Source organism: Pseudodesulfovibrio pelocollis (assembly GCF_030282845.1).
GTDB lineage: Bacteria > Desulfobacterota > Desulfovibrionia > Desulfovibrionales > Desulfovibrionaceae > Pseudodesulfovibrio > Pseudodesulfovibrio pelocollis.
Genome location: NZ_JASTWE010000034.1, coordinates 18,941 through 42,314 on the forward strand (window position 1 = coordinate 18,941; position 23,374 = coordinate 42,314).

Genomic DNA, 23,374 nt, shown 5'->3' on the forward strand with positions numbered 1-23,374 from the left:
TTTTGAACAGCCTCCATATTTTGACTATTTAAACAGTCTGACAGGGCTAGTCAGCGGCCTCCTTGAGCCGCTCGATCTTTTCCTGAAGGTACTTCTCCATGTCGCGCCGGTCCTTGCGCAGGCGGACCAGCTCGGATTCGAGGATTTGCAGCTTGGCCTTGATGTCCGAGGTGTCAAAGGAGAGCTTGAGGGCAATCTCCTCGATCTCGGCGTCCTTTTGCTCCAGCTCGCGGGTGCGGCGCTCCATCTCCTCGGAGATGACGCCCGGCCCTGCGGGCAGCTCCTTCATCCGCTTCTGGCTGCGGGCCAGGAGCACAAAGGCGGTCTTGAGCTTCTGGATGTCCTCGTTCTGGCGGTCTATGATCGCCTTCTGGTCGGCGATAATCTCCATGCAGGAGGCCACTTTGCCCATGACGCCGTTGAAGGAGGAGGCAAGCTCGGCGTAGACCTGGGTCTGCAACCCGCCCGGAGCAGGCTGGGCTGCCACTGATCCATCCACATCAAAGGTGCGGGGAAATTCGGCGCGCAGGGAATCCTCGATCTCGGCTGTGACCGCACCGTCGGCATAGAGCCTGGATATGCGCTCGAACACGGCGATGCTTTCCTCGGGATACCGGGTCACGCGACCGGTCTTGCGTCCACCGAGGAAGTCCTTGAAGAGCGAGGCGTATCGCCGCGCCGTTGGCGCGGGAATGCGGGTGCGTTTGGCGATCTCTGCCACGGAAAGCCAATTCATGACTCATGAAATACCATGAATCGGCCAAATATCAATCCAAAAGGGGAAAACCTGCGTAATGGGCTCATCAGCCTGTAATAATTAGACAACAAAAGGATTTGACTGATTCACGGCGTGGTGTAGGCTTTCGGGCGCACACCGCGCACGGAAGAAATGCATGGAAATACCCACGGACTACAGGCTCGACAGCTACGGCTACCACCTCCCGCAGGAGCGCATCGCCCAGGCCCCGGCCGACCGGCGCGACGGCTCGCGCCTGCTGGTGCTGGACAAGGTGGGGGGCGGACTGGAATCAGGCGGGTTCCACCAACTCGCCGACCACCTGCCGCCGGGCGCGCTGCTGGTGGCCAACAACTCACGGGTCATCCCGGCCCGGGTCTTCGGCAGCAAGGACACGGGGGGGCGCGTGGAATTCCTGCTGCTCACCCCCCTGCCGCTGATCAGCCCGGCCGCGGGCGATCAGCCGGGCTGGCACACGGCCCGGGTCGAGGGGCTGCTGCGCGCCTCCAAGGCCCCCAAGCCCGGCTCGGGCATCACCTTTTCCGATGATTTCAGGCTGAAAGCCCTTGAGGGCGGGACATTCGGCCGCTGGCAGGTGGAGCTGACATGGCGCGGCGACCTGCGCGAGCGCCTCGAGGCAATCGGCCACCTGCCCCTGCCCCCGTACATCCAGCGGCCGGACACCGCAGCGGACCGGGAGCGCTACCAGACCACCTACAACGACGCGGCCAAGGCCGGGTCCGTGGCCGCGCCCACAGCCGGGCTGCACTTCACGCCCGGGCTGCGCGCCGAGCTGGCCGCGCGCGGCTTCGGCTGGGCCGAGGTCACCCTCTATGTGGGCTACGGCACCTTCAGCCCGGTGCGCTGCGCCGACATCCGCGAGCACCGCATGCACTCGGAATACATCGAGGTGCCCCATGCCACCGCCCAAGCGGTCAAGGAGGCAAAGGCCCAGGGGCGGCCCGTGGTGGCTGTGGGCACCACCAGCGCCCGGAGTCTGGAGGGCATGGTCCGCGAGAGCGGGCGCATCGGAGAATTCCGAGGCGAAACAGACATTTTCATCACTCCGGGGTACGACTTTCAGGTGGTGGACGCCATGATCACCAACTTCCATTTGCCAGAATCATCGCTGATCATTATGATCGCGGCTCTGGCCGGAAGGCGGAGAGTCCTCGACGCCTACGGCCATGCCCTGGCACACGGGTTTCGCTTCTTCTCGTACGGAGACGCGATGCTTATCAAATAATTGCGGATACACTCCATATCCACTTGACTCAATTCAAACGGTCGGCCGCAACCCGCGGTCGAAACAGGGAGCGCTCCATGTCGCGAATCGAGGTTCGGGAGGACCGGTGCAAGGGATGCCTCTTGTGCACCACGGTCTGTCCCGTGGACATCATCGTCCAGTCCGACCGGTTCAACGTCAGCGGCTACAAGGTCGTCGAGGTGCCGGAGGAATTGAAGGCCAAATGTACCGGCTGCGCGTCCTGCGCCATGATCTGCCCGGACATCGCCATCACGGTCTACAAGACCCCCAGGAAGAAAGGGGGCAAATAGCATGAGCAAACAACCCGAACGCATCTTCATCAAGGGCAACGAGGCCATCGCACGCGGCGCCCTGGCCGCGCGGTGCAAATGTTTCTTCGGCTACCCCATCACCCCGCAGAACGACATCCCGGAATTCATGTCCTCGGAGATCATCAAGGCGGGCGGCGATTTCGTCCAGGCCGAGTCCGAGGTGGCTGCGGCCAACATGCTGCTTGGCGCGGGCGCGGCAGGCATCAGGGCCATGACCTCGTCCTCGTCCCCGGGCATGTCGCTCAAGCAGGAGGCCATCTCCTACATGGCCGGGTCCGAAATCCCGGCGGTCATCGTCAACATGAACCGGGGCGGACCTGGCCTGGGCGACATCGGTCCGGCCCAGGGCGACTACTACCAGTCCACCCGGGGCGGCGGACACGGCGACTACCGCCACTTCACCTTTGGCCCCGGCACCGTGCAGGAGGCCTACGACCTGACCATCCGGGCATTCGACATCGCCTTTGAACACCGCACCCCGGTGCTCATCCTGGGCGACGCCATCCTCGGCCAGATGAAGGAACCCATCACCCCCTGGGTGCCCGAAGGCGTGGACGACGAGGCCGGACGCGACTGGGCCATCACCGGCCGCACCAACGCCCGCGAGACCGCGCGCGAAAAACGGCTCATCAAGTCCCTGTTCCTGGGCGAAGGCGAGCTGGCCGGGCAGAACAGGCACCTACAGGCCAAGTACGACGCCTGGACCGACATGGCCGAGTGCGAACAGTTCGAGACCGAAGACGCCGAACTGATCATCTGCGCCTACGGCTCCATCGGCCGCATCGCCAAATCCACAGTGCGCGCCTTCCGCAAGCAGGGCAAAAAGGTCGGCCTGTTCCGGCCCATCACCCTCTACCCCTTCCCCAGCGCGGACCTCAAGAAGCTGGCCCAGGCGGGCAAGCGGTTCCTGACCATCGAACACAATCTCGGCCAGATGGTGGACGACGTGCGCCTGGCCATCCGCACCGTGGCCGACTCGGACTTCTTCCCCATCTACCCCGGCAACCTGCCCACCCCGGACGAGCTGGAAGCCCCCATCCTCGCCTGCCTGGAGGGTAAATAAATGACTGAGATGCAAGAAAAACTCGTCTTCTCCCGGCCCGAGAGCGTCATCGACAGGCCCACCCACTACTGCCCCGGCTGCCACCATGGCATCGCCCACAGGCTGGTAGGCGAGCTGCTCGACGAAATGAACCTGGCCGAAAATTCGCTCCTGGTGGCTTCCATCGGCTGCTCGGTCTTCCTCTACAACTACCTCGACGTGGACGCCGTGGAAGCACCCCACGGCCGCGCCCCGGCAGTGGCCACCGGCGTCAAGCGCGCCCGGCCCGACAACTTCGTCTTCACCTACCAGGGCGATGGCGACCTCGCCTCCATCGGCATGGCCGAGATCATGCACGCCGCCAACCGGGGCGAAAAAATCTGCGTGGTCTTTGTCAACAACACCGTCTACGGCATGACCGGCGGACAGATGGCCCCCACCACCCTCATCGGCCAAAAGACCACCACCACGCCCGCCGGACGCTGCATCACCCACGAGGGCGCACCCATCCGCATGGCCGAGATCATCGCCTCCCTGGGCGGCGTGGCCTATGCCGCGCGCGGCTCGCTGGACAGCGTCAAGAACATCAGTGCAGCCAAGAAACACCTGCGCAAGGCCTTCGACTGCCAGCTGAACGCCACCGGGTTCGGGTTCGTGGAGCTGCTCTCCGGCTGCCCCACCAACTGGAAGATGACCCCGGTCCAGGCCAACGAGAGGTTGCAAAACGAGATGATTCCCTACTTCCCGCTCGGCGTGTTCAAGGACATCTCCGAGGAAGGAGGGATCTGCTGATGCGCTACATGGACGCAATCATCGCAGGCTTCGGCGGCCAGGGCGTCATGCTCATCGGCAACCTGCTCGCCTACGCAGGCATGAAGGACGGGCTCAACGTCACCTACATCCCGGTCTACGGACCCGAGATGCGCGGCGGGACCGCCAACTGCACCGTGGTCCTGTCCGAAGAGGACATCGGGTCGCCCATCATCCACCGGCCAATATCACTCATAGCCATGAACCGCCCGTCGCTCGACAAGTTCCAGCCACGGGTCGCGGACAACGGCATACACATCATCAACTCATCCCTCATCGACATGGAACTGGCCGATACCAACCGCCTCAAATGCTACGCCGTTCCCTGCAACGAGATCGCCGACAAACTCGGCAATACCCGCATGGCCAACATGGTCGCCATCGGCGCTTACGTCCAGGCCACCGGCATCATCCCACTCTCGGCAGTCATCGACTCGCTCGAAAACGTCATCTCGCCACACTACCACAAACTCATCCCCGCCAACACCAAAGCCATCCAGGCCGGTGCCGACCACGTGGCCTAGGCGCGGAGACAATAGCCTCAACGAGAAAGGGAGCCGTCAGGCTCCCTTTCTCGTTGCATCCATGCCTCCGGCGGCCAGGGGGAAGGGGAGAGGGAAACCCTTTCAAAAGTTTTCCCCCGGAATCTCTCACCCCACCCCCACCCCACTCCCTCCGCCCACCTCTTCCAAATATCGGGCGGTGGTGGTGGCGCCGGTCAGGTCTATGGGGCACGGGGTGGCGGGGTGTGTCAGGGCCTGGGCGATGCGGGTGGCGAGTCGGGCGGGGTCGAGGTCGGCCGGGTTGAGCAGGCCGACGGTGCCGCGTTTTTCAAGGCGGCTGGTGCGCATGGTTTGTTCGCGGTTCTGGGTGAAGGGGAGAATGAGGCCAAAGGTGTTGGCGGCCAGCAGGTTCATGGTGGTGTTGTAGCCGCCCAGCGACAGGGAGAGATCGGCCGCGTCGAGGTGGGCGGGAAAGCGGCTGGTGAAGCGGCGGACGGTGATGTGCGGGTGGTCGGCGGCCAGGGTCTGGCAGCGGGCGTGGTCGGCCTTCGGGGCATAGGGGCCGGTGAAGGCCATGAGGGCGTGGGGGAGCGTGTCGGCCAGGAGAATGGAGGATTGGATGCTGGCCTGGATGAGTTCGTTGCCCACCTGGCCGCCGCCAGCGCTGGCGATTATGAGCGGCGTGGAGTCCAGGCCGAGTTCGCGGCGCAGGGCGCGGCCTGCGCCGGGTTCGGGCCGTGCGGCCACGTAGCCGGTGTAGCGCAAGGGCGGGACGATGTCGGCCACGGCCGGAAAGGTCTCGTCCAGGGTGATCAGGGTCGGGTCGGCGTGGACCAGGACGAGGTCGAAGTGCGGGTTGAGCATGTCCAGGACGCGGCGGGCGTACTTGGCCGGATCGGGCTTTTCCACCAGGATGTCACGCAGGCTGCATGCGGTCTTGCAGGGTCCCCACTCCCCTGCCCTGACGCCCTCAAGGATGGGCAGCAGCTCGAAGCGGAAGGCGCGGCGGCCAAAGGGGAAGAGTTCGATGAGCAGGACGTCTGGCCGGTATCGGGCCATGATGGCCCGGAAGCGCTCGATGCGGCGGGCGCGCACCTCGTCGAGGTCGGCGGCGGGTTCTGAGGGGATGAAGGACTTGAAATCCGGGGACATCATCAGGCCGGGAAGGCGCTCGTGGACCATGTTGGCCGGGGGGTCGAAGTCGATCTCGGCCCCGCCGGTGACCATGACCACCTCGTGCCCGGCCAGGGCGCGGACGATCTCGAGGGAGCGGAAGACGTGGCCCACGCCAAGCACGTGCTGGCAGTAGAAGAGGACGCGCATCAACGCTCCGGGGTTTCCGGTTCCCCCATGTCTGGATTGAGCGGGTCCGGCTCGGGGATATTCAACGAAGCCAGATTCTTGACCGAAGCAGCCAACGTATCGAACTCCATGTTCAACCGGGCCGGAGCCAGTTCGTTGTCCAGGCATTCGATGCGGTGCAGCCGGTACGGCTCGATGGGCAAGGACTCTCCGGGCAGGTAGTCCAGGCCGGACAGGGCGTAGGCCAGACACTTGAGCACCCCGTGGTGGGTGACCACCAGGACCGAAGCCCGGGGATGGGCGGCGGTGAACCCGATCAAGGCGTCGCAGGCGCGCATGAGCACAGCGTCGCGGCTTTCGCCGCCCGGCGGGGTGAAGCTGAAGCCGCGCTTTTCCTGTGCCGCGACCTTGGCCCGTTGCGCCATGAGTTCGGCCTTGGTCAGCCCGGTCCACTGGCCCCAGTCCTGCTCGACCAGGCCGGGATCGGTGTGCAGGGGCAGACCAAGGCGCTCGTTGAGGATATGGGCGGTTTCCACGGCCCGGGCCAGGGGGCTGGTCAGGATCATGGTAAACATGCCTTGCGGGAGCGATTGCGCCCAGGTGCGGGCCATGTCCCGGCCCGCATCGGACAGAGTTGTGTCGGTGCGGCCCTGGATGCGCGACTGTTGGTTCCAGTCGGTCTGTCCGTGGCGCAGGCAGTAGAAGGTGGTCATGGGGTCTGTCTCCTTGTGCTGACGATGCGCTCCATTGTCCGCGCCATTTCGAGATAGTTGACGGATGCGCCGTGGGCCTGGGTCGCGTGGGCTGCGGCCTGCGCCCCGAGCCGGGAGCGAAACGCGTCGTCGCGCACCAGGGCGACCACGCCCCGGGTGAAGGCGGCCTCGTCGGCCGGGGTGATCAGGCCGGACGTTTCATGGGCCACCACATGGGGCGCGCCCTCGTCGTCGGTGGCCACCACGGGCAGGCCGCAGCGCTGGGCCTCCAGGTAGACCATGCCCACGCTCTCGCGCAGGCCGGGGAAGGCGAAGAGATCGCCCGCGCTGAACACCCCGGGCAGGTCGGCCCGGTCCACCATGCCCAGGAATATCGCGCGCTGACCAAGGGCGGTATGGGCCATGGCTTCGAGCTCGGCCCGCATGGGACCGTCGCCCGCCACCACCAGCCGCAGGTCGCGCCCTTTGCCCATGGTCCGGGCAGCTTCCACGCAGACCCGGGCAGCTTCCGCGCAGGCCCGGATGGTCCACTCCACCCCGGTGGCCTTGACCCCGGGCCGCATCATGGCCGCGCAGACCGCCACCACGGTGTCAGGCCCGGCCTTCCACTCGGCGCGCAGGCGGACCCGGGCGGCCTCGTCGCGGGCGAAGAGCCCGTCGGGCAGGCCGGGACGCACAAAGGAGTAGCAATCCTTTGGCAGGAGTCTGGCGCACCCGGCCAGATCGTTGACCCGGTTGCAGAAGACATGGTCAGCGCGGCGCATGGTCCGCTTGTTGAGGATGTAGCCGGGCCAGGTGGCGAGGTTGCGGGCGCGGTTGCGGGCATAGGAGGCCTGGAAGAGGAAATAGGGGATGCCGAGCCGGGCCGAACCGGTGGGGCCGAAGATGTCGGGCACCTTGTAGTAGCTGCCGTGGGTGAGCCAGCAGTCCGCCCCGCGCGCGGCCTCGATCATCCGGCCCAGGGCGCGGACCGCTCCGGGCCAGTTGCCGGGCCTGCGATATATCTCCCTGGCCGGAAAGAACGGCAGCACCTCCACCGTGTGGCCAAAGCCGCGCAGGGCGTCGTGCAGGTCGCGCGCGATGGTCACGTCGCCCGAGACTCTCGGGTGATCCACGGGCTTGAAGGGGGTGCAAAAGGCTATCTTCAACGGCTGCTCGCTGGTTGGGTCGTGGCGCTGGCATTCCATTACACCAAAGACGCACCGGGTCCAAGGGGGGAATGAGCCGGGGGGGAATGAGCGGCCCGGGCAACGATCAGGGCGCGGGCGGCAGGGTGAAGATGAAGACCGAGCCTTTGCCCGGGGTGCTCTGGGCGGTGATGGTGCCCCCGTAGTGCTCCACGACGCGGCGGCAGATGGCCAGCCCCATGCCGCTGCCGCGCAGAACCGGCTCGTTCACGGTATCGCCTCGCACCTGATAGAAGGTCTCGAAGACCCGGACCAGCTCCTCGGGCGGGATGCCGATGCCGGTGTCGGACACGGCCACCCGCAGCCAGCCGGAATCCGTGGCCGAGGCCGACAGGCGCACCGTGCCCCGGCGGGAAAACTTGGCCCCGTTGCCCACCAGGTTGGCCAGGACCTGGAGCAGCCTGTCCGGGTCTGCCACCACCTCGGGCAGCGGTCCGGCCACATCGACCTCGAAGACCACCCGGCTGTCCATGAAATACCCCTTGAGCACGGGCGCGGCCTCCTCGATGAGCCGGGCCGGATCGAGGCGCTCGTCGCGCCAGGGCGCGCTGCCGGACTCGATCCTGGAGAGATCGAGGAAGTCGTTGACCAGCCGCGTCAGGCGCTCCCCTTCCTTCTCGATGACGGTCAGGTTGTCGCGGATGCGCTCGGCCCTGGCTCTGATCCCGTCGCCCGGGCCGTCGACACCCTCCACCAGGGGCATGAAGTGCTTGTTGAAATCCCGGCCGATGAGCTTGCAGAACCCGAGGACCGAGGTCAGCGGGGTGCGCAGGTCGTGGGACACGGTGTTGAGCACGGCGGTCTTGAGTTCGTCGAGCTTGGTCAGCTCCGCGTTTGCCTGCTCAAGCTCGCGCGAGCGCTCTGTGAGCTGGGCGGTGCGCTCGTCCACCAGTTCCTCCAGGGTGTGGTTGAGCCGGGCCAGCTCGGCCTCGGCCCGCCGGCGCGCGCGCACCGTGGCCAGCAACAGGACGATGGACACCAGCATGACCACCATGATCACGGTCACGGCCGAGATTTCCAGAGCATAGCGCCTGAACACGGACTGGGGCACATTGACCAGGGTGGCGTCCGGGGGAATCCGGTCCGGGTCAAGGCCGTGCCGCTTCATGGCCGCGTAATCGAACATGGGCCGATTGGCCTGCTGGGACACGGGCGCGAGGGTCTCTGCCCGCTCCCCGGCCATGATCCGCCCGGCCATGGCCGCGGCCAGCTCGCCCTGATGCTGGCCCGAGGCGAGCACACCTCCCACGATGCCCAGTCCATTGCCCCGGCTCAGCAGGAAATCCCAGAACCCGTAGACCGGGGCCGTTGATGCGCGGCTGATGTGCTCGATGGCCTCATCGTAGGTGTACCAGCGGCCGCGCCTGTCGCGATTGTAGCTGATGAACAGGCAGGCATGGTCCCTGGGCAGGGTGGCCAGGATGGCTTCGAGTTCGGGCAGGGAGGTGTCTTCGATCCAGGAGAAGCGCGCCTGGCCCTCGAACAGTGGCAGAATATCCTCTGTGGCGGCCCGGTTGATCCTGCCGGTGGTGGTCTCGTCGCTGATCAGGTGGATGGTGCCCACATCGGGCTGCAGGGCGAGGATGGTCTCCATGGTGCCTGCGATGTCCACGGCCTCATAGATCCCGGTGACGCCCTCGGGACGCTTGCCCTCCAGAATGTTTTCGTCGTTGACCCCGCAGAAGACCACCGGCGCGCCGCCGAAGAGGGTGGCCCGGTGGGCCAGGGCGAAACGGGCCGCGTTGTCGTCCGAGGCGATGATCACGTCAAAGCGGATGTCGCGGTACTTGAGCCGGTATTGTGCGACCAGCAGGTCAAGGTATTCGGGAGAATAGATATTCTTGGTGTCCATGAACTCCACATGGAGCCGGACAGGATGGTCCAGGACGGCCAATCCCTGCTCCACGCCCCGGGTGATGTCCGCTGTCCAGGTGAGCGCGAGGCTGTAGGAGTTGAGCAGGAGCACCCGATATTCGTGGTAGGCCCGGGCAGGCGCGGTGCCGGTGGATGGCAGCAGGAACAGGAGCAGGAGCGCGGCCGCGAAAAGCCGCCGTGGAGCCGCGCCCTTTGGTATGGTCTGCCACATATGCCTGTTCCTGTGTCAGTGGTGTGCCGATCTTGCCTACCACATAGCACGGAACAAGGGTTTGAGGCTACCGGATATCTGGGCAAAGGGGGGCCCGACCGCATCAGGGGCAGGGGTTACCGCTCGTCCGGGGGTGGCACAAAGGAGTCGTCGGAGTCGTCATGGCCGGGCCCATCGGCCGGGTCTGGCTCCAGGGCCGGGAGCGGTCGGCCTTTGCCGCCGGGCATGTTGGCCAGCCGGGCCTCCACCACCTTGGGGTTGGGATAGGTGATCAGGATGGAGCGCAGCAGCTCGCGGGCCGTGGCATAGTCGCGCTCGCTCTCGTGGATGTCGGCCAGCAGGAACACGGCCAGGACCCGGGTCTCGTCGTCGGCGTCGGGCAGGGCCAGCAGGCTTTCCAGGGCGCGGCGGGCCTGGCTGGGGTTGCCTATGAAGCTGTAGCTCTGGGCCAGCTCGTAGAGACAGCGCGCCTTGCCGTGGCCGTCCGTGGCCGAATCCGCGCAGTTCTCCAGGGTCATGGCCACGAGGTCGTAATTGCCCATGGAGCGGTGGAGCCGGGCCATGCGCAGCAAGGTGGCATAGGTCCTCCTGGGCGAGCCCTCGGCGTGGGCCAGGCATTTTTCCAGGGCTTCGATGGCCTTGGCCTGGTTGCCCAGCTGGGCGTACACATCGCCCAGTTGAAACATGATCTGCCAGGCCGCCCCCTGGTCCATGCCCAGCTCCAGATACATGGCTTCGAGCAGGACCACGGCCCGGTCCATGTCGCCCTTGATGGTCACGGCGATCTCGCTGAGCCGGTCCCAGGCCTCCTTGCGGAACTCGCCCTGGGGCTCGGCCTGGAGATAGCGCTCGTAGTCCTTTTCGGCTTCGAGATAGAATCCCTTGGAATAGGACTCGCGGGCACGGCGGATGTCCTCGTCGCCCGGGGAGCGGTCGTTCGAGCAGGCCACGGCGAGGAGCATCGCCGTGGCCAGCAGAATCAGCATGAGAATACGCTGCATCGGGTTCCTAGCAAGCTGTTGAAATACGGCGATCTGCTTTCAAGTCCTCGCGTACAGGAAGTACGCTTCGGCCTTGAGTTTTTTCGCGCCTGGCATCTCACCACTTTTTAACAGCCTGCATGTTTGGACTTTTTCAACGGCCAGCTAGGAGACCACGTCCTTGAGCTCCTCGTCCCCTTCCATGACCAGCTCGAAGCCGATGACGGTGTTGTCGGCGTCCATGCGCACGAGGCGCACACCCTGGGTGGCGCGGCCGCGTGTCTGACTGACCTCGGAGACGGACATGCGGATGATCTTGTTGGCCGAGGTCAGCAGGATCACGTCGTCGTTCTCGCTGACCATGCGCGCGCCCACGACCTTGCCGGTCTTGTTGGTCAGGCGCATGTTCAGGATGCCCTTGCCGCCGCGCGACTGCTGCCGGTACTGGTCGATGCCGGTGCGCTTGCCGAATCCGCCCGCCGACACGGTCAGCAGCTGGTCGCGCTCCGGGTCGCCGGTGACCACGCAGGCCACCACCTCGTCCTCACCGCGCAGGGCCACGCCCTTGACACCCGCCGTGGCCCGGCCCAAGGGCCGCGCATCGTTGATGTTGAAGCGGATGGCAGAGCCGTCGCGCGTCACCAGGATGCAGTCCACATCCGGCTCGATCTCGCGGACCAGCATCAACTCGTCGCCGTCGCGCAGGTTCACGGCCCGGATGCCCGTGGACCGGCAGTTGCCGTACAGGCCGATGCTGGAGCGCTTGATCATGCCCTTCTTGGTCACGAACAGGAAGAAGCGGTCGTCCGCGAACTCGCGCAGGGACAGGGCCGTGGTGATGTGCTCGTCCTTGTCCAGCGGCAGCAGGTTGGCCACGTGGCCGCCCTTGGCGTAGCGGCTGCCCTCGGGCACCTGATGCGCCTTGATCTTGAACATCTTGCCCTGGTTGGTGAAGAGCACCAGATGCTGGTGGTTGGTGGTCAGCATGAAGGTGTGGATGAAGTCGCCATCACCGGTCTGTACCCCCGCTATACCCTTGCCGCCACGGCGCTGGGCCGTGTAGTTGGAGAGCGGGGTGCGCTTGATGTAGCCGCGCTGGGACAGGGTGATCACGGTCTCCTCGTCGGGGATCAGGTCCTCGATGTCGATGGAGTCCGGGTTGGCCATGAGCAGTTCGGAGCGGCGCGGGGTGGAGTAGTTGGCCTTGATATCCTTCAATTCTTCGCGGATCACGGACTTGAGCACCTCCTCGTTCTTGAGGATGGAGGTGAAGTACTCGATCTTCTTGAGCAGCTCGGCCAGCTCTTCGAGCAGCTTGTCGTGCTCCAGGCCGGTGAGCTTTTGCAGACGCATGTCCAGAATCGCCCTGGCCTGGATATCGGAGAGGTCAAAGCGGGTCATGAGGGCGTCGCGAGCCTCGTCGGGCGACTTGGACGCGCGGATGAGCTTGACCACTTCGTCGATGTTGTCCAGCGCGATGCGCAAGCCCTCGAGGATGTGGACGCGCTTTTCGCACTTGTCCAGGTCGAACCGGGTGCGGCGGATGACCACCTCGCGCCGGTGGTCCAGGAAGTAGTCGAGGACGCTCTTGAGGTTGAGCAGCATGGGCCGCTTGCCCACTACGGCCATCATGTTGATGCCGAAGCTCGTCTCAAGGGGGGTGTACTTGTACAGGGCGTTGATGATGATGTCGGCAATGGCCCCGCGCTTGAGGTCGAGGACGATGCGGATGCCGCGCCTGTCAGACTCGTCGCGCAGGTCGGCCACGCCGTCGATGCGCTTCTCGTGCACCAGGGCCGCGATCTTCTCCACCAGGGTGGACTTGTTCAGCGCGTAGGGAATCTCCCTGATGACGATGGCGTCCTTCTTGCCCTTGCCTGCCTCTTCCACCTCGACCACACCGCGAATCCGGATGGAGCCACGGCCCGTGGTATAGGCGTCGTAGAGCCCCTGGCCGCCGTAGACCATACCGCCGGTGGGGAAGTCCGGCCCCTTGACAAAGGTCATCAGGTCTTCGACCGTGCAGCCCGGGTTGTCCAGCAGGTGGACGCAGCCGTCGATGAGTTCACTCAGGTTGTGGGGCGGGATGTTGGTGGCCATGCCCACGGCAATGCCCGTGGTGCCGTTGAGGAGCAGGTTAGGCACCTTGGTGGGGAGAACCGAGGGCTCCTGCATGGTGTTGTCGTAGTTGGGCCGGAAATCAACGGTCTGCTTCTCGATGTCGCCGAGGAACTCGGAGCACAGCCGGGCCATGCGCACCTCGGTGTACCGCATGGCCGCCGCGGCATCGCCGTCGATGGAGCCGAAGTTGCCCTGGCCGTCCACCAGGGTGTCGCGCATGGAAAATTCCTGGGCCATGCGCACCAGGGCGTCGTAGACCGCCGAGTCGCCGTGCGGGTGGTACTTGCCGATGACGTCACCGACCACTCGGGCGGATTTCTTGTAAGACCTGTTGTGGTAGTTGCCCAGGTCGTGCATGGCGTAGAGAATGCGCCTGTGCACGGGCTTGAGGCCGTCCCTGACATCAGGGATGGCGCGCCCGATGATGACACTCAGGCTGTACTCAAGATAGCTTTTCTTAAGTTCACTTTCGATGGAAATCGTGTCGTTCATTCTGCCTCCGGTTATGCCTTTGGTCTCTTGGCCTCGGGCTGTCCGGCAGACCCGCATCGGGCGGACCGCCGGGAATCATCCAAAATCATGACTTCGCAGCGCCGGCAAGGGGTGCGCGCGGGGAAACACTCTTACACGCGCTGTCCCCGGCTCGGCCCCGCAAGCCCTAGATATCCAGCTCCTGCACGGCCAGGGCGTTTTTCTCGATGAAGGCGCGGCGCGGCTCCACGTTGTCGCCCATGAGGTCCATGAAGATGTCGTTGGCCGCGGCCGCGTCGTCAATGGTCACCTGGAGCATGGTCCGCTTGTCCGGGTGCATGGTGGTTTCCCACAGCTGCTCCGGGTTCATCTCGCCAAGACCCTTGTAGCGCTGGATCTGCCAGCCGCGCTGGGCTTCCTCGATGACCGCGTCATAGAGCGCGAAAATGCCCGTGACGGGCTTTTCCGCATCCTTGAGGACCAGGGCGAAGTCAAACCCCTCGCAAGCCTGCTTGAGGTCATTGTAGGTCTTGTAGGCCTGCTTGTAGAGCTTGGAGTGGAAGAACTCCATGGCCAGACGGATGCGATGGCCGTTGGCGCTCTCAAAGGTGACGTAGGTGCGGTCCTTGTTCATCTCGTCATCGTGTTCGGTCTCGATGAACGCCTTGTAGCCCACGGCCTCGAAGCAGGTCTTGAAGGCCTCGTGGTCGTGGGTATCGAAGTGGGTGAAGCTGATGCGCTCCTCGTGGTTCATGAGGGCCTGGAACAGCCCTGGCTCCACGCCAACGGTCTCGGCCTCGGAGAACTTCTGCCGCACGAAGCGGATGGAGGCCATCATGTCCATGAGCATGCCCTCGATGAACCGCTTGCCCGACTGGGCCTTGACGATGACGTCGGTGCCCACCTTGTCCATGAGGAAGGTCTCAAGCTCAATTTCGTCCTTGATGAACTTCTCGAACTTGCCCTTGTGGGCGCGAAACAGCGGCGGCTGGGCAATGTACAGGTTCCCCCGGGTGATCAGCTCCTCATACTGCCTGAAGAAGAAGGTCAGGAGCAGGGTGCGGATGTGGGAGCCGTCCACGTCGGCGTCAGTCATGATGACTACCTTGTGGTAGCGCAGCCTGTTGTAGTCCTTCTCGTCCTCCTCATGGCCGATGCCCACGCCCAGGGCCGTGATCAGGGCGCGGATTTCCTTGTTGCCGAGCATCTTGTCCATGCGGGTCTTCTCGACGTTGAGGATCTTGCCGCGCAGGGGGAGGATGGCCTGATTCTTGGGGTCTCGGCCCTGCTTGGCCGAGCCGCCTGCCGAGTCGCCCTCGACGATGAATATTTCCGAGTCCTCGGGCCGCTTGGACTGGCAGTCGGCCAGCTTGCCGGGCAGGGAGTTGTCCGAGAGCGCGCCCTTGCGCCGCACCAGATCACGCGCCTTGCGCGCCGCCTCTCTGGCCCGGGCCGCGTCCACCACCTTTTCGATGATGAACCGCGCCTCCTTGGGATTTTCCTCGAAAAAGACGTTGAGCTTCTCGTAGATGACGCCCGCCACCAGACCGCTGGCCTCGGAGTTGCCGAGCTTGGTCTTGGTCTGGCCTTCGAACTGCGGGTCGGGCAGCTTGACCGAGATGACCGAGGTCAGCCCCTCGCGCACGTCGTCGCCAGTGAGCTTCTTGATGAGCTTCTTGGGCAGGTCGCCGTTTTGCACGTAGTTGTTGACGGCCCGGGTCAGGGCCGTCTTGTACCCGGCCAGGTGGGTGCCGCCCTCGATGGTGCGGATATTGTTGGCAAAGGTGTAGGTGTTTTCCTTGTAGCCCGAGGTGTATTGCAGGGCGAATTCCACGATCATGTTCTCGGACTCGCCCTCGCCGTACACGATCTCGCCGATGGTATTCTGGCCGGAGTTGAGGTCCTTGACATACTGGCGGATGCCGCCGTCGAACTTGAACTTTTCGTTGTCTCCGCTGCGCTCGTCCTTGAACTCGATCTCAAGGCCGGAGTTGAGGTAGGCCAGCTCCCTGAAACGTTTGCGCAGGGTATCGTAGTCGAACTGGTTGACCTCGAAAATATCCTCGTCGGGCCGGAAGCGCTGGGTAGTGCCCGTGGAATCGGCCGGGCCGATCTCCTCCAGCTCCTGGACCACGGCCCCACGCTCGAACTTGATGCGCCAGGTCTTGCCGTTGCGCTTGACCGTGGTCTCCATGAACTCGGAAAGGGCGTTGACGCAGGACACGCCCACGCCGTGCAGACCACCGGAAACCTTGTATGAGTCGTTGTCGAACTTACCGCCAGCGTGGAGCATGGTCATGGCCATCTGCACGGCCGGGATGCCTTCCTTGGGGTGGATTTCCACCGGAATGCCGCGGCCGTTGTCAGTCACGGTGCACGAGTTGTCCATGTGCAGGGTGACCTTGATGGTATCGCAATACCCGGCCATGGCCTCGTCAATGGAGTTGTCGATGACCTCGTAGACGAGATGGTGCAGGCCGCGGATGTCCGTGGACCCGATATACATGGCCGGGCGCTTGCGCACGGCTTCAAGCCCTTCGAGCAGGGTTATGGATTCGGCGGTGTACTGTTTGTCGCTCATCTAGACGTTTTCCTCGGTGTAGTAGGTCTCTTCCTGAATCATCATGGGCATGACGATCACGTTGTAATCGCGATCATCGGCACCGGTCAGGCCGCAGGGGGCCTCGGTGCCGGTCAGCGTGAACTTGACGGTGGGGGAATTGAAGTGGTTCAGAATCTCGATGAGGTTCCTGGTGGGAAACGCGACGCGCTTCATGCCGCCGGAAAATGTCGCTTCAATGGACTCGCGCGCCGTGCCTGTTTCCTGGCCCTGGGCCGAGATGATCAGCTCGCCCTCGCCAAAGGTGAAGTAGGCGCAGCGGTTGGAATCGGTGTTGAACAGAGCCACGCGGGACAGGGCGTCCACCATCTCCAACCGGTTGACCTCCAGGATGGAGACATTGTCGTCGCCAAGCTTTGCCAGGAAGTTGTGATAGTTGGGATACTGGTAGTAGGACAGCGGCAGGGTGAAGGTCTCGCGCTGGTCGCCGGTACGGAAGAAGAGCCGCTTCTGGCTAATGGCCAGCTCGATCTCGTCTGCCGTGAGCCATTTCTTGAGTTCTCCGAGATATTTCTTCTGGATCAGCACGCCTTCGTCAGGGAGCATGGCGTGGATGTCGTCGTTGACGAAGTTGAACATGGCGAACTGATGCCCGTTGAGGCCGCACACCTCGACCTTCTTCACGCCCATGACCTCGCGCGGGGCGAAATAGATGCAGGCGATGGCCTCCATGGAGTCCTCGTCCGAAATGCAAAAGGCGATCTTATCGATGACCTCGTGCAGGAAGTCGCCGGACCAGAAGACCGTGCCGTTTTCCGGGAAGCTCGAAAACTTCTGGAACCACTCGGGGTCGTTAACCGGAAACTTGTACTTCCTGGCCCGCTGCTCCACCAGCACGTTCTGCCCGGCCTCGTCGGTGCTCAGGGCCAGCTCGCCCTGGTCGTTTCTCAGCTGCTTGACCAGATCATAGAAGGCACGGCCCTGCACGCCGGCCAGGCCGTCCTGCTCGATGGATGCGGGGTAGGAACCCATGAACTCAAGGTTCGAGTCCGTGCTCATGATGTTCAGGTTCCCGTTCTCGCACTGCAACCAGATGGTGCGCAGGAAGGCCGCGCCCGTCTTGGCCGGGATGATGCTGGCCGACTTCTGCAAGCCTTCGATGATTTCATCTCTGTTCACTTTCAGTAACATAAATAATATCTCCTTGATTGAGATTTATTGTCTCGGTTCCTTTGTTCCTATCCAATGCAACATGCCGGAACGAAAATATATTTTAGGCACACGCCAAGGCACATTTCAGGAACCGGTTGTGCCCAAAACCCTGGTTTGCGGGCATGGGTCACGTCAGGCGACATTTATTCTTCAGCGTTTTCAACAGTTGTTTCAGTTCGAAGTCATCATCCTGCAATTGTTCTATTTTCTTGACCGAGTAGAGGACCGTGGAATGGTCCTTGCCGCCAAAGGCGCGGCCCAGGGCGGGGTAGGATGTATTGAGCATCTGACGGCACAGGTACATGGCCACCTGCCTGGCCTGGGCTATGTTCTGGTGGCGCTTGGTGCCCGTCAGTTCCTTGATGTTGACGTTGAAATGCTCACTGACCACGGTCATGATCTTCTTGGGCGTCAGATCGTCGCTGGCCTTTTCCTCGGTGTTGGACAGAATGTGCTCGAAATCGCGCTGGGTCATCTCTTTCTTGACCAGCTCCCTGAAGGCGAAGAGTTTGAGCAGCACGCCCTGAAGATATCGGAAGTCGCTGAAATGCTGGGCCAGGGTCAGGACCTGCTCCTTGCTCAGGGTCAGCCGCTTGAGGCGGCACTGGCGCTGGATGTAGCCCACCCGTATCTCAAGGTCCGGCTCCTTGAGGGTGACGATGAGCCCCCAGCCCAGGCGCGATTGCAGGCTCTCGTCAAGGAAGTCGCAACTGACCAGCTTTTCGCGGCAGCCGATGACCATCTGCTTCTTGTTGTCGTAGAAGTGGTTGAAGAGATTGACCACCTCCTGCTGAAAATGGGGATATTCCCTGATCTTCTGGAAATCGTCGATGAACAGGAAATCATAGTCGAAAAGATGGTTCCTGGCCCGGAAGGGATCGCCCTTGAAGCGGATGGTGTACATGGAGTGCAGTTCGTCCATGGAGCCCAGGAACAGGGTCGAGTGCTCATGCTTCTTGCTGATCTCGTTGGCCACGGAGCGGATCAGGTGGGTCTTGCCCGAGCCGCCCGGCCCGCAGATGATGAACGGGTTGAAGAGCGAGGCCGATTGCTTGGCCACCTCCCTGGCCGAGGCGATGGGAAAGTAGTTCTTCTTGTTGATCAGGAAGGTGTCAAAGGTGAATTCCTGACCAAAGGGAAAGTCGATGCGCTTGACCACCTCGGCGCGGTCGCCTCCTCGGGCGTTGTCGCCGCCGTTGTCGCGGTAGCTGACCACATAGCCGTTGCCAAGGAACATGTTCAGCTGCGCCTCGAACCGGTCCTGCACCTCGCTCTCGAACCACTTGGCGAAAAAGGCGTGGGGAAAGCCCACCACGACCCGCTTGCTCTCCTCCTCGTAGACAAGGTGCAGCGGGTCAAACCAGCGCTTGAGTTCCGTGTCGGTGCTGGTCTGAAGCAGATGTTGGCGCAGGGATTGTTTCACTCTGGATTTTTGCTGTCCGGGACGGTTGCGCAAGGTGTTGGAAAAACTGTGTAAAAAAGCCGTGGTTCAGGGTCTGGAAAATATCCCGAAATTTCTTCGATTCTATACCTCAAAACAGCGCCAAAGCCAAGCGTTCCGGGGCAGTTTTCCGGGATAAATCCATTGATTTGCGGACATATTTGGGACATGATGCGATTCCTGTTGAAAACACGGTGAAATTTGGCGGAAACGAGTCTGGAGGGAGCATGGGCCAGCATCAGGTGAACAAGACGATCCAGGAAATCAACGAGCGCATCCGCAAGGGCAAGGCCGTGGTGGTCAATGCCCAGGAGATGATCGAGATCGTCCGCAGGCAGGGCAAGGTGGCCGCCGCCCGGGAGGTGGACGTGGTCACCACCGGCACCTTCTCGCCCATGTGCTCCTCCGGCCTGCTCTTCAACATCGGGCAGCAGCCGCCGGTGATGAAGGTGTCCAAGCTGTGGCTCAACAACGTGCCCTGCTACTCCGGCATCGCGGCCGTGGATGCCTACCTGGGCTGCACCGAGCCCAGCGAGGACGATCCGCTGAACAAGGTCCACCCCGGCCGGTTTGTCTACGGCGGCGGGCATGTCATGGAGGACCTGCTGCGCGGCAAGGCCGTGCATCTGCGCGCCGAGGCCTATGGCACGGACTGCTATCCGCGCCGCGAGCTGGACAAGGACATCACCCTGGCCGATCTGCCCAGCGCGGTGATGCTCAACCCGCGCAACTGCTACCAGAACTACAACTGCGCCGTGAACCTGACCAGCCGGACCATCTACACGTACATGGGCCCCCTCAAGTCCAACTGCTCCAATGCCAACTTCGCCACCGCGGGCCAGATATCGCCCCTTTTCAACGATCCCTTCCTGAAGACCATCGGCCTTGGCACGCGCATCTTCCTGGGCGGGGGCATCGGCTACGTCATCGGCGCTGGCACCCAGCATGTGAGCAAGCCCCAGCGCAATGAACGCGGCCTGCCCGAGAACCCGTCCGGTACCCTGATGCTCAAGGGCGACTTCAAGCAGATGGACGCCCGCTACGTGCGCGGCCAGTCCCTGCTGGGCTACGGCGTGTCCCTGGCCGTGGGCGTGGGCATCCCCATCCCCATGCTCAACGAGGAGATGGCCCACTTCACCGGCGTGTGCGACGCGGATATCACCATGCCGGTCAAGGACTACGGCTACGACTATCCCAACGGCATCTCCCGCCAGCTGACCCGTGTCACCTTCGAGGAGCTGCGCAGCGGCGAGATCACGGTCAACGGCAAGAAGACCTCGACCGTTCCCCTGACCAGCTACGCCATGTCCCTGGAGGTGGCCGATGAACTCAAGAAGTGGATCGAGCGCGGCGAGTTCATGCTGACAGAAAAAGTAGAAGATATTCCCAGCTTTTAAGCTGTTGAAACGCTGAATAGCAAGGCCGCCGGAATGTTCCGGCGGCCTTGTTCATTTTTTTAGCGGGCCGGGTCTTCGAGGATGAGTTCCGAGACCTCGCGGCAGGTGTCTTCATCTGGCACAAAGGCGACCTCGCCGATGGTGACCACGGGCCGCATGCCGATGAGGGCGTTGAGGATGTAGGCGTGCTCTAACTCGGGCAGGGCATCCAGAGCAATGGGTCGGGGCGCTACCTGGATCGTGGTCCGGGCCAGCCACAGGCTGGTGGAGGCGAGCCGGTAGGGGGATTCGGTCTCGAAGAATTCGTCGCCCCGGCGAAACAGCAGCGCGCCCGTGGCCGTCTCCAGAAGCCGGTCCTCGAAATCGAGGAGCACGGCGTCGTCGAATCCGCGCTGCAGGGCCTTGTTCCTGGCCAGGTGGAAGAACATGGCGTTGGTGGTCTTGTAGGTGTTCAGCGACGAGACGTGCCGGTCCTCGCACAGGCACAGCCGGTACGCCTTGTACGGCTTGGGCTCGTAGGGCGCGGCCATGACCACCGGATGGGCCGGGGACTCCATGGGATAGAAGATGTTGACCCGGGCCGGGCTGCCTTCAAGGCCGTTGCGGTTGACCACCTCCAGGATCACGGCCTCGAAATCGATGGCCGCGTACTGCGCCCCGTAAGCGCGCAGCGAATGCAGGAGCCGGTCCAGGTGCAGGTCCAGGTGGCAGGGCTTGCGGCCGTTGTAGAGGATGGTCTCGTAGAATCCCGCGCCGTAGCGGAAGGCGGGCGCGGCCGGGTCCATGGGCACCCCCTGGTGGGTGAATTCGCCCTTGCGGTAGTGGATCATAATTCCTCCAGGGTCAGAAATTTTTCCGCCTTGGCCACGGTCTCCTGATACTCGCTTGCCGGGTCCGAGTCCACCACGATGCCGCTTCCGGCCCAGAAGTCCATGGTGGCGGCCCTGGCGTCGCACACCGCAGTGCGGATGGCCACGGACGAATCCATGTCGCGCTCCCCGCGTACCACAAGCATGGAACCGCAATACATCCCGCGCGAGTGCGGTTCCAACGCCTCGATGATGGCCATGGCGCTCGCCTTGGGGCACCCGGTCACCGACCCGCCCGGGAAGGCGTCAAGGAAAAGATCAAGGCAGTCCCGATCCTGGCGCAGCCGCCCGGTGACGTCGCTGTACATCTGGAGCAGCCTGTCCACCCGGAACACGGACTTGTGGGCCGACACGGCCACGGAACCCACCTCGCAGTTGGCCGAGATGTCGTTGCGGATCAGGTCCACGATCATGGACAGCTCCGAATCCTCCTTGGCCGAGCCGGTCAGCCGCGCCATCAGGGCCGGGTCCACGGTCCCGTCCGGGCCATACTCCCCATCCTCAAGGCGCAGGGTGCCCTTGATGGGCTGGGAGAGCACCTCCCCCCCGCGCACCCGCAAGAACCGCTCCGGCGCGGTGGAGACCACCCTCAGCGCCCCGGACGCGAACCAGGCATAGAACGGCGCGGGCCGCGTCTGCCACAGGCGCAGGAACAGCCCGGCCGGGTCCAGCCCGGGCCAGCGGACCCGGAACCGCGTCGAAAGGTTGAGCTGGTAGACATCTCCGGCCCTGATTAGGGCCAGGGTCTCGCGTACCCGGGCCTCGTAGGCCTCGCGTGGCAGCGACAGTTCTGCCCCGCCCCGCGTGCCTCTGCTCCGGCGGTCAGCAGCAATGGCGGCCGGATGTTCCTGCTCCAGCCGGGCAAGCCGTTGTCGCAGCCCGTCCACGGCCCGTTCCTCGCCCGCGACCGTCACGATGCCCGTGGCGTCGTCGTACTGCGCCGTGGCCGCGTACTTCTTGAGGTGTCCGAGGGGAAAGTCGAGCGGCTTGGCCGAGGCGATGCCGCGCAGGAGCATTCCGTAGTCATAACTGACAAACCCGAAGGCAGGCCCGGGCGAGCCGAAACAGAAATCCTTGACCTCGTCCGGCGTGGTCCGGGCCGAAAAGACCAGCTCGCCGGTCACGCCCGCCCCGATGAACGGGGTGGTGGCCGCCGGATGGCCGGGCACGGACAAAAGCACGTCCGCTCCCCGGCCGAAGCCGCCGTCGCTCTCGCGCACCAGCTCCGCAGCCAGGGCGTCGAACACCCGCCGGTCAAGACAGGTCGAGAAAGTCGAGGGCGTGGGCAATGAAGGTCCCCCCGTCGAAAGTCATGAAGGATTCCGGGTGAAACTGATACCCGAGCAGCCTGTCGGCCCGAGACCCGAGGGCCATGATCACCCCGGTGTCGTTGCGGGCCAGCACCGTGAGCCCGCGTCCCACCTCGGTGACGTGGAGCGAATGATACCGGGCCACGCACTGCCGCTCACCGGCCCAGTCGATGGCTTCTGCCCGGCCATGCACGCAGCCCGGCAGGGGGGCGGTGCGCCCGCCCCGCCACCGGTTGATGATCTGCATGCCAAGGCACACGCCCAGCACCGGCCCGCCCGCCGCCAGCACCCGGTCATAGGCCGGATAATCCTCTGGCCTGCCCGGACCGGGCGAGATGACCACCAGCTGAGCGTCAACCGTATCCGCTTCGGCCAATCGGGCATACGGCACCACGCGCACCACCGATCCGGGCACGGTCGCGAGCAGCAGGTGCTCCAGGTTGCGGGTGAAGCTGTCCGCGTTGTCCACCAGCAGGATGCGCATCAACGACCTGCCGCGCCTCGCCCTACAGCGAGGCGGCCGCCTTTTCTACCGAGGCTATGAAACCTTCGCGCGCCTGCCTGATCTTGTCGGCCACACCCTCGTCATTCAGGGCGATGATCTGGGCCGCCAGCCAGGCCGCGTTCTGCGCGCCCACCTTGTCAAGGGCCACCGTACCTACCGGAAAGCCCGGAGGCATCTGCACCGTGGCCAGCAGCGCGTCCATGCCGCCCAGGGCCGACGCGGACAATGGCACGCCCAGCACCGGCCGGATGGTCTTGGCCGCCACCGCGCCCGCCAGATGCGCCGCCAGACCGGCCGCACAGATGAACACCCTGCACCCGGCCGCCTCGTACTCGGCCACCAGCCGGGCCGTGCGCTCGGGCGTGCGGTGCGCCGACGAGACCGTGAACACATGATCAATGCCCAATTCCTTGAGCAGATCCGAACACGGACGCATCTTCTCCTCATCCGAAATGGAACCCATGAAAATCACAACCTGCGGCATGTCATGCTCCTTTGTGTGTATGGTGTGGTGTGCCTCCGGCGGCCAGGGGGAAGGGGAGAGGGAGAAC

At 63.9% G+C, this 23,374-nt stretch carries 20 protein-coding genes; 6 read left to right on the forward strand and 14 right to left on the reverse strand.

What is annotated here, in order from left to right; all coding sequences use genetic code 11:
- Nucleotides 1–46 precede the first annotated feature (46 nt).
- Complete coding sequence (locus QQS14_RS12090) at nt 47–736, reverse strand: hypothetical protein (RefSeq protein ID WP_285907258.1); 690 nt, start codon at nt 734–736, stop codon at nt 47–49.
- Between the two features lie 157 nt (nt 737–893).
- Between QQS14_RS12090 and queA the strand changes: the two genes are divergently transcribed.
- From queA to QQS14_RS12115, 5 genes are all read left to right on the forward strand, one after another.
- Nucleotides 894–1,982: a tRNA preQ1(34) S-adenosylmethionine ribosyltransferase-isomerase QueA gene (queA, locus tag QQS14_RS12095; protein ID WP_285907259.1), complete on the forward strand. Its 1,089-nt coding sequence runs from the start codon at nt 894–896 to the stop codon at nt 1,980–1,982.
- Nucleotides 1,983–2,059: 77 nt separating this feature from the next.
- Nucleotides 2,060–2,293 carry a ferredoxin family protein gene (locus tag QQS14_RS12100; RefSeq protein WP_285907260.1) on the forward strand — a complete coding sequence of 78 codons (234 nt, stop codon included), beginning with the start codon at nt 2,060–2,062 and terminating at the stop codon, nt 2,291–2,293.
- Nucleotide 2,294: 1 nt separating this feature from the next.
- Entirely contained in the window at nt 2,295–3,377 is a 1,083-nt protein-coding gene (locus tag QQS14_RS12105) for a 3-methyl-2-oxobutanoate dehydrogenase subunit VorB (protein WP_285907261.1), read from the forward strand.
- A complete protein-coding gene (locus QQS14_RS12110) occupies nt 3,378–4,148 on the forward strand; it encodes a thiamine pyrophosphate-dependent enzyme (RefSeq protein WP_285907262.1) in 771 nt (256 codons plus the stop codon). It abuts the gene before it with no gap.
- Entirely contained in the window at nt 4,148–4,690 is a 543-nt protein-coding gene (locus QQS14_RS12115; RefSeq protein WP_285907263.1) for a 2-oxoacid:ferredoxin oxidoreductase subunit gamma family protein, read from the forward strand. Before QQS14_RS12110 ends, QQS14_RS12115 begins: the two co-directional genes overlap by 1 nt.
- A gap of 126 nt (nt 4,691–4,816) precedes the next feature.
- Here QQS14_RS12115 and QQS14_RS12120 read toward each other — a convergent pair whose 3' ends face one another.
- From QQS14_RS12120 to QQS14_RS12160, 9 genes are all read right to left on the reverse strand, one after another.
- Entirely contained in the window at nt 4,817–5,992 is a 1,176-nt protein-coding gene (locus tag QQS14_RS12120) for a glycosyltransferase family protein (RefSeq protein ID WP_285907264.1), read from the reverse strand.
- Nucleotides 5,992–6,684, reverse strand: a complete 693-nt coding sequence (locus QQS14_RS12125) for a histidine phosphatase family protein (RefSeq protein ID WP_285907265.1) — start codon at nt 6,682–6,684, stop codon at nt 5,992–5,994. The genes QQS14_RS12120 and QQS14_RS12125 overlap by 1 nt, the downstream gene beginning before the upstream one ends.
- Nucleotides 6,681–7,832 carry a glycosyltransferase family 4 protein gene (locus QQS14_RS12130; RefSeq protein WP_285907266.1) on the reverse strand — a complete coding sequence of 384 codons (1,152 nt, stop codon included), beginning with the start codon at nt 7,830–7,832 and terminating at the stop codon, nt 6,681–6,683. The genes QQS14_RS12125 and QQS14_RS12130 overlap by 4 nt, the downstream gene beginning before the upstream one ends.
- Before the next feature lie 106 nt (nt 7,833–7,938).
- Nucleotides 7,939–9,957 (reverse strand): sensor histidine kinase, encoded by a 2,019-nt coding sequence (locus QQS14_RS12135; protein ID WP_285907267.1) that lies wholly within the window; start codon nt 9,955–9,957, stop codon nt 7,939–7,941.
- A gap of 116 nt (nt 9,958–10,073) precedes the next feature.
- Nucleotides 10,074–10,958 (reverse strand): tetratricopeptide repeat protein, encoded by an 885-nt coding sequence (locus QQS14_RS12140; RefSeq protein ID WP_285907268.1) that lies wholly within the window; start codon nt 10,956–10,958, stop codon nt 10,074–10,076.
- Nucleotides 10,959–11,102: 144 nt separating this feature from the next.
- Nucleotides 11,103–13,550, reverse strand: a complete 2,448-nt coding sequence (gyrA, locus tag QQS14_RS12145) for a DNA gyrase subunit A (RefSeq protein WP_285907269.1) — start codon at nt 13,548–13,550, stop codon at nt 11,103–11,105.
- Between the two features lie 166 nt (nt 13,551–13,716).
- Entirely contained in the window at nt 13,717–16,110 is a 2,394-nt protein-coding gene (gene gyrB / locus QQS14_RS12150; protein ID WP_285907270.1) for a DNA topoisomerase (ATP-hydrolyzing) subunit B, read from the reverse strand.
- Entirely contained in the window at nt 16,111–17,280 is a 1,170-nt protein-coding gene (gene dnaN / locus QQS14_RS12155; protein ID WP_285907271.1) for a DNA polymerase III subunit beta, read from the reverse strand.
- A 148-nt stretch (nt 17,281–17,428) separates the two neighbouring features.
- Entirely contained in the window at nt 17,429–18,724 is a 1,296-nt protein-coding gene (locus tag QQS14_RS12160; protein WP_285907272.1) for a helix-turn-helix domain-containing protein, read from the reverse strand.
- A 245-nt stretch (nt 18,725–18,969) separates the two neighbouring features.
- On the opposite strand from QQS14_RS12160, the gene QQS14_RS12165 reads away from it, so the two are divergent.
- Entirely contained in the window at nt 18,970–20,139 is a 1,170-nt protein-coding gene (locus QQS14_RS12165; protein WP_285907273.1) for a homocysteine biosynthesis protein, read from the forward strand.
- Between the two features lie 59 nt (nt 20,140–20,198).
- Here QQS14_RS12165 and QQS14_RS12170 read toward each other — a convergent pair whose 3' ends face one another.
- The 4 genes from QQS14_RS12170 to purE are packed head-to-tail and all read right to left on the reverse strand — an operon-like array spanning nt 20,199 to nt 23,307.
- The gene (locus tag QQS14_RS12170; protein ID WP_285907274.1) at nt 20,199–20,969 is read right to left on the reverse strand and encodes an aminotransferase class IV; all 771 of its coding nucleotides are present in this window, start codon (nt 20,967–20,969) and stop codon (nt 20,199–20,201) included.
- Complete coding sequence (locus QQS14_RS12175) at nt 20,966–22,297, reverse strand: chorismate-binding protein (protein WP_285907275.1); 1,332 nt, start codon at nt 22,295–22,297, stop codon at nt 20,966–20,968. Before QQS14_RS12175 ends, QQS14_RS12170 begins: the two co-directional genes overlap by 4 nt.
- Entirely contained in the window at nt 22,263–22,802 is a 540-nt protein-coding gene (locus QQS14_RS12180; protein WP_285907276.1) for an aminodeoxychorismate/anthranilate synthase component II, read from the reverse strand. Before QQS14_RS12180 ends, QQS14_RS12175 begins: the two co-directional genes overlap by 35 nt.
- 22 nt (nt 22,803–22,824) lie before the next feature.
- Nucleotides 22,825–23,307: a 5-(carboxyamino)imidazole ribonucleotide mutase gene (purE, locus tag QQS14_RS12185; protein WP_285907277.1), complete on the reverse strand. Its 483-nt coding sequence runs from the start codon at nt 23,305–23,307 to the stop codon at nt 22,825–22,827.
- Nucleotides 23,308–23,374 lie beyond the last annotated feature (67 nt).

Excerpts from the sequence above, each read along its gene's own strand:
- QQS14_RS12090 (WP_285907258.1), bottom strand. The coding sequence starts at position 736 with ATGAATTGGCTTTCCGTGGCAGAGATCGCCAAACGCACCCGCATTCCC.
- queA (WP_285907259.1), top strand. The coding sequence starts at position 894 with ATGGAAATACCCACGGACTACAGGCTCGACAGCTACGGCTACCACCTC.
- QQS14_RS12100 (WP_285907260.1), top strand. The coding sequence starts at position 2,060 with ATGTCGCGAATCGAGGTTCGGGAGGACCGGTGCAAGGGATGCCTCTTG.
- QQS14_RS12105 (WP_285907261.1), top strand. The coding sequence starts at position 2,295 with ATGAGCAAACAACCCGAACGCATCTTCATCAAGGGCAACGAGGCCATC.
- QQS14_RS12110 (WP_285907262.1), top strand. The coding sequence starts at position 3,378 with ATGACTGAGATGCAAGAAAAACTCGTCTTCTCCCGGCCCGAGAGCGTC.
- QQS14_RS12115 (WP_285907263.1), top strand. The coding sequence starts at position 4,148 with ATGCGCTACATGGACGCAATCATCGCAGGCTTCGGCGGCCAGGGCGTC.
- QQS14_RS12120 (WP_285907264.1), bottom strand. The coding sequence starts at position 5,992 with ATGCGCGTCCTCTTCTACTGCCAGCACGTGCTTGGCGTGGGCCACGTC.
- QQS14_RS12125 (WP_285907265.1), bottom strand. The coding sequence starts at position 6,684 with ATGACCACCTTCTACTGCCTGCGCCACGGACAGACCGACTGGAACCAA.
- QQS14_RS12135 (WP_285907267.1), bottom strand. The coding sequence starts at position 9,957 with ATGTGGCAGACCATACCAAAGGGCGCGGCTCCACGGCGGCTTTTCGCG.
- QQS14_RS12140 (WP_285907268.1), bottom strand. The coding sequence starts at position 10,958 with ATGCAGCGTATTCTCATGCTGATTCTGCTGGCCACGGCGATGCTCCTC.
- gyrA (WP_285907269.1), bottom strand. The coding sequence starts at position 13,550 with ATGAACGACACGATTTCCATCGAAAGTGAACTTAAGAAAAGCTATCTT.
- gyrB (WP_285907270.1), bottom strand. The coding sequence starts at position 16,110 with ATGAGCGACAAACAGTACACCGCCGAATCCATAACCCTGCTCGAAGGG.
- dnaN (WP_285907271.1), bottom strand. The coding sequence starts at position 17,280 with ATGTTACTGAAAGTGAACAGAGATGAAATCATCGAAGGCTTGCAGAAG.
- QQS14_RS12165 (WP_285907273.1), top strand. The coding sequence starts at position 18,970 with ATGGGCCAGCATCAGGTGAACAAGACGATCCAGGAAATCAACGAGCGC.
- QQS14_RS12170 (WP_285907274.1), bottom strand. The coding sequence starts at position 20,969 with ATGATCCACTACCGCAAGGGCGAATTCACCCACCAGGGGGTGCCCATG.
- QQS14_RS12180 (WP_285907276.1), bottom strand. The coding sequence starts at position 22,802 with ATGCGCATCCTGCTGGTGGACAACGCGGACAGCTTCACCCGCAACCTG.
- purE (WP_285907277.1), bottom strand. The coding sequence starts at position 23,307 with ATGCCGCAGGTTGTGATTTTCATGGGTTCCATTTCGGATGAGGAGAAG.